The following is a 4,995-nucleotide window of genomic DNA, read 5'->3' on the forward strand; positions in this document are numbered from 1 at the left end:
GCCGGACCGGCCTCCCCGGGCCCGCAGAGCACCGGCCCGGCCTCCCCGGGCCGCAGAGCGCCGGGCTCAGACCCTGGTGAGCGGCTCGGCCGGGCGGACGCCGTACGGGCCCTTGACCCGGGCCTCGGCGATGCGCTCCACCGCCTCGGTGACGATGCGGGGCGGCTGGGTGAAGGGCAGGCGGAGGCGGCCCTCCAGCGCGCCGTCCAGGCCGAACCAGGTGCCGGGGGCGAGCCGTACCCCGTGGCAGGCGGCGGCGTCTGCCAGCGCGGTGGCCGACGGGCCCTCCAGCCGGATCCAGAGCGACCCGCCGCCCTTCGGGACGGCGAAGGACCAGTCGGGCATGTGCCGCGCCAGCGCGTCTGCCAGCGCGTCCCGGGAGGCGCCGAGGGTACGGCGGCGTTCGGCCCTCGTCTCCTCGATGTCCTCGAACAACCGGGCCGCGACCAGCTGCTCGAAGAGCGGGCTGGCGATGTCCACCGCCGAGCGGAACACGGCCAGGCGGCGGACCATGGCCGCGGTGGCGCGGACCCAGCCGATGCGCAGGCCGCCCCACCAGAGCTTGGAGGCCGACCCGACGGAGATCACCCGGCTGTCGGTGTCGAAGGCGGCCAGCGGCGCCGCCGGAGCCGCCTCGTCGATCGCCAGCTCGCTCCAGGTCTCGTCGACCACCAGCGTGGTGTCGCAGTCCCGGGCCGCGCCGACCAGCCCGGCCCGGGTGGCGTCGTCCATCAGGTGCCCGGTCGGGTTCTGGAAGTCCGGGATCACGTAGGCCAGGCGCGCGGCCGACTGGCGCATCGCGGAGGTGAGCAGGTCCAGATGCCAGCCTCCGGAGGGGACGCCGACCGGGACGATCCTGGCGCCGCGCAGCCTGGCCACGTCGAGGATGTGCGGGTAGGTGGGCGACTCGACCATCATCGGGTCGCCCGGCGACAGCAGCGCCATGACCAGCAGGTGGAGCGCGTGCTGGGCGCCGGTGGTGACGAGGATCTGCTCGGGCCGGGTGGCCAGCCCCCGGGTGGTGTAGCGGGCGGCGATCGCCTCGCGGAGCGGCGCGATCCCGGCCGGGTCGTACCCCATGCCGAGCGCGTAGCGCGGGTAGTGCTCGCCCGCGTGGGTGATCGCCGCGGGCAGCGCCGAGGTGGCGTGCGGCGCGGCGCAGTGCATCGGCAGCAGGCCGTCGTCGCCCGCGGCGATCCACGGGTTCTCCGTACCGAGCGCGCCGACGTCGGGCAGCGCGGTCCAGCTCCCGGCGCCCTGCCGGCTGTCCAGGTAGCCCTGCTCGCGGAGGCGGTCGTAGGCGGCGGTCACGGTGGTGCGGCTGACGCCGAGGGCCTCGGCCAGGTGCCGTTCGGCCGGGACGCGCACGCGCACCGGGAGGCGGCCGTCGAGGATCAGCGCGCGCATCCGGTCGGCCAGGGCCCGGTAGTAGGGCCTGGTGCCGGGGTCGATCACCACGAGGCGGGCGAGCTGGGGTCCGCTCAGATACCGATCCATGCGGGCCACTATAAGACCACTTTTGGATATTGGACCTTTGTTGAGACGGTAATGGCCTGGATGATTCAGGCCATCATGAGCGAACTCTCCCTGACCGCCCTCGGCTCCCTCCCCAACCGCCTGACTCGCCTCTACGCGGGCCTGGCGCTCTACGGCGTCGGCGTCGCCCTGCAGATCGAGTCCCGGCTCGGCGGCAGCCCCTGGGACGTCTTCCACCAGGGGCTCTCCATCCACCTGGGCCTGTCCGTCGGGACCTGGATCATCCTGGTGGGCGCACTGGTGATGCTGCTGTGGATCCCGCTGCGGCAGCGGCCCGGCGTCGGCACGATCAGCAACGTCGTCTTCCTCGGCCTGTTCGCCGACGCCGCGATGTGGCTGGCGCCCGCGCCCGACCCGCTCGCCGCCCGGTGGGCCTTCCTGCTGTCCGGCGTGGTGGCCACCGCCGCCGCGACGGCCCTCTACATCGGCGCCGGTCTGGGGCCCGGCCCGCGCGACGGGCTGATGACCGGCCTGGTCCGCCTGGGGCTCTCGGTCCGCACCGCCCGCACGCTGATCGAACTGACCGTGCTGGCGGCGGGCTGGCTGCTCGGCGGCACCGTGGGCGTCGGCACGGTGGTCTTCGCCCTCGCCGTGGGGCCCCTCACCCAGTTCTTCATGCCGCGGCTGAGCTTCACCCGCCCGGCCGCCCGGAGCTGACCGGGCCGCCACACGGAACCGGACCGGTCCCGGATGCCGCCCGGACGCGGCCGAGGTATTAGCGTCGGATCCATGCGCATCGAGGACTACGCCCTCATCGGCGACATGCAGTCGGCCGCCCTCGTCGGCCGAGACGGCTCCATCGACTGGCTCTGCCTGCCCCGTTTCGATTCGCCGTCGTGCTTCGGCGCACTGCTCGGCGACGCCGACCACGGTCAGTGGTGGATCGGCCCGGCCGGCGCCGAGCGGCCCTCCGCCACCCGGCGGCACTACCGGGGCGACACCCTGGTGCTGGAGAGCGAGTGGGACCTGCCGGGCGGCACGGTCCGGGTGATCGACTTCATGCCTCCCCGGCAGGCCAACCCGGACCTGGTCCGGATCGTCGAGGGCGTCTCGGGCACGGTGGAGATGTCCACCGAGATCCGCATCCGCTTCGACTACGGCCGGATCGTGCCGTGGGTGCGCCGTACCGACGGCGACCTGCTCCACGCCGTCGGCGGCCCCGACTCGATCTGGCTGAGCTCCCCGGTGCCGCTGCGCAGCCGCGGCTACGCCCACCACGGCGCCTTCCGCGTCTCGGCGGGCGAGCGCCTGGCGTTCGTCTTCACCTGGCACCCCTCCCACGAGCCGCGCCCGACCGAGATCGACCCCTTCGAGCAGCTGACCGAGACCGAGTCGCTGTGGACCGAGTGGGCGAGCAGGTGCACCCACACCGGCCCGTGGCGGGACGCCGTGGTCCGCTCGCTCATCACGCTCAAGGCCCTGACCTACTCCCCCACCGGAGGCATCGTCGCCGCCCCCACCACCTCGCTCCCCGAGGACCTGGGCGGTGTCCGCAACTGGGACTACCGCTACTGCTGGCTGCGCGACGCCACCATGATCCTGGACGCCCTCATCGGCTCGGGCTACCTGGAGGAGGCCGCCGACTGGCGCGCGTGGCTGCTGCGCGCCATCGCGGGCCGCGCCCAGGACCTGCAGATCATGTACGGCGTCGCGGGAGAGCGCCGCCTGCCGGAGACGGAGCTGGACTGGCTGCCCGGCTACGAGGACTCCCGGCCGGTCCGCATCGGCAACGGCGCGGTCAACCAGCTCCAGCTCGACGTCTACGGTGAGGTCTCCAACTCCCTCTACCTGGCCCGCGCCTCGGGCCTGTCGCCGGACAACCGCGCCTGGACCATCCAGCGGCAGCTGATCGACTACCTCGAGGCCCACTGGGACGAGCCCGACGAAGGGCTGTGGGAGGTCCGCGGCCCCCGGCGCCACTTCACCCACTCCAAGGTGATGTGCTGGGTCGCGCTGGACCGGGTGATCAGGGCCGTGGACGAGTTCGGCCGCACCGGCCCGGTGGAGCGGTGGAAGGCGCTGCGCGACCGCATCCACGCCGAGATCTGCGACAAGGCCTTCGACAGCACGCGCAACACCTTCACCCAGTCGTACGGCTCGCACGAGCTGGACGCCGCCCTGCTGCTCATCCCGATCGTCGGCTTCCTGCCCGCGACCGACCCGCGCGTGATCGGCACCATCGAGGCCATCGAGCGTGAGCTGATGATGGACGGGTTCGTGCTGCGCTACCCGGTGGCCAAGGACAACGACGTGGACGGCCTGCCCGGCGGCGAGGGCGCCTTCCTGGCGTGCAGCTTCTGGCTGGCCGAGGCCCGCGCGATGGTGGGCCGCAAGGAGGAGGCGGTCGAGCTGTTCGAGCGGTTGCTGTCCCTGCGCAACGACGTCGGGCTGCTCGCCGAAGAGTACGACCCCCGGTACGGCCGCCTGGTCGGCAACTTCCCGCAGGCCTTCAGCCACGTCCCGCTGATCCACGTGGCCCGCGCGCTCAGCTGATCCACGCGGCCGCGCGCCGGGCCGGAGAGGGCCGGGAGGGAGCCGAGAGGGGACCGGGACCGCCCGGCCCTCCCCCTGCCGGGCCGCTCCGGAGGTCCCGTGAAAAAACTTCCGATCCAGCTGTAACAAAACGTCCCGGACCCGACTCTCATCCGGTGAACGGCACAACGAGAGGATCGGGAAAATGAGCGACTTCGTCACCACCGAGTTCATCGACAGCAACGGCGACGGCCACACCGACGCCGAGCTGATCGACACCACCGGCGACGGCTACGCCGACGAGGCGCGTTACGACGTCGACGGCGACGGCGTCACCGACGTCGTCGACTACGACCACAACGGCGACGGCATCATCGACGAGACCCGCGTCGACCTCGACGGCGACGGCGTGTCCGACTACACCGAGACCTCGGGCCCCTTCTCGGCCTGACCTCAGGATCCGGCACGCACCCGGGTGGCCTCACCGGGGGACCCGGACCCGGGAGTACACCCATGGGCCCGTGCCCGCCGCACGGCGGCCACGGGCCCGGGCGGGTTCCGAGACACCCGGGCCGCCGACGAAAGGTGATCATGAAAGACGCACGGGCGCTCCCCGCCCTGCTGCTCGCGGCCTTCCTGGCGCTGACCGGCTGTGCCCCGGTCGCGGCCGGCTCCGGCGGGGAGCCCGCAGGCCTCGGCAGGGTGGCCGCGGGCTCCGACGGGGCGGCCATCGCCTCTCCGCCGGCCTCCGGCGCGGCCAGGACGCCGATGCCCCGTTGAAGCCCCCGGGCCGTGAGGGTGAGCCGGCCGGGCGGGGGCGACGGGTGACGGCCCCGCGGAGGTGGGGGAGCCGGGAGGGGCGAACGGGTTCGGCCTGCCCCTTCCCCTGCCGCTGCTGCTCCTGCCGGCCGCGGGCGCCATCCTCGCGGCCGGCGCCGCGCTCTACCTGTGGCAGCGCGGCCGGACCGCCCCCTCCGCCCGGCAGGG

Annotated in this window: 5 protein-coding genes; 4 read left to right on the forward strand and 1 reads right to left on the reverse strand. The window is 73.6% G+C overall.

Features of this window, described 5'->3' with window-relative positions:
* Positions 1–66: 66 nt before the first annotated feature.
* On the reverse strand, positions 67–1,497 hold the full coding sequence (gene yczR, locus ACWJ6R_RS30040; protein ID WP_449065454.1) for a MocR-like transcription factor YczR: 1,431 nt from the start codon (positions 1,495–1,497) through the stop codon (positions 67–69).
* 75 nt (positions 1,498–1,572) lie between these two features.
* Between yczR and yczE the strand changes: the two genes are divergently transcribed.
* The 4 genes from yczE to ACWJ6R_RS30060 all read left to right on the forward strand — a co-directional run bounded on the left by yczE (position 1,573) and on the right by ACWJ6R_RS30060 (position 4,788).
* Entirely contained in the window at positions 1,573–2,193 is a 621-nt protein-coding gene (gene yczE, locus ACWJ6R_RS30045; RefSeq protein WP_449065455.1) for a membrane protein YczE, read from the forward strand.
* 72 nt (positions 2,194–2,265) lie between these two features.
* Positions 2,266–4,029: a glycoside hydrolase family 15 protein gene (locus ACWJ6R_RS30050; protein ID WP_449065456.1), complete on the forward strand. Its 1,764-nt coding sequence runs from the start codon at positions 2,266–2,268 to the stop codon at positions 4,027–4,029.
* A 184-nt stretch (positions 4,030–4,213) separates the two neighbouring features.
* A complete protein-coding gene (locus ACWJ6R_RS30055) occupies positions 4,214–4,459 on the forward strand; it encodes a hypothetical protein (RefSeq protein WP_189236227.1) in 246 nt (81 codons plus the stop codon).
* Between the two features lie 140 nt (positions 4,460–4,599).
* Entirely contained in the window at positions 4,600–4,788 is a 189-nt protein-coding gene (locus ACWJ6R_RS30060) for a hypothetical protein (protein ID WP_449065457.1), read from the forward strand.
* Positions 4,789–4,995 lie beyond the last annotated feature (207 nt).

The organism is Planomonospora algeriensis (assembly GCF_977012225.1).

Bases quoted from the DNA above. Each gene is read 5' to 3' on its own strand.
- yczE (WP_449065455.1), top strand. From the start codon at position 1,573: ATGAGCGAACTCTCCCTGACCGCCCTCGGCTCCCTCCCCAACCGCCTG.
- ACWJ6R_RS30050 (WP_449065456.1), top strand. From the start codon at position 2,266: ATGCGCATCGAGGACTACGCCCTCATCGGCGACATGCAGTCGGCCGCC.
- ACWJ6R_RS30060 (WP_449065457.1), top strand. From the start codon at position 4,600: ATGAAAGACGCACGGGCGCTCCCCGCCCTGCTGCTCGCGGCCTTCCTG.
- ACWJ6R_RS30055 (WP_189236227.1), top strand. From the start codon at position 4,214: ATGAGCGACTTCGTCACCACCGAGTTCATCGACAGCAACGGCGACGGC.
- yczR (WP_449065454.1), bottom strand. From the start codon at position 1,497: ATGGATCGGTATCTGAGCGGACCCCAGCTCGCCCGCCTCGTGGTGATC.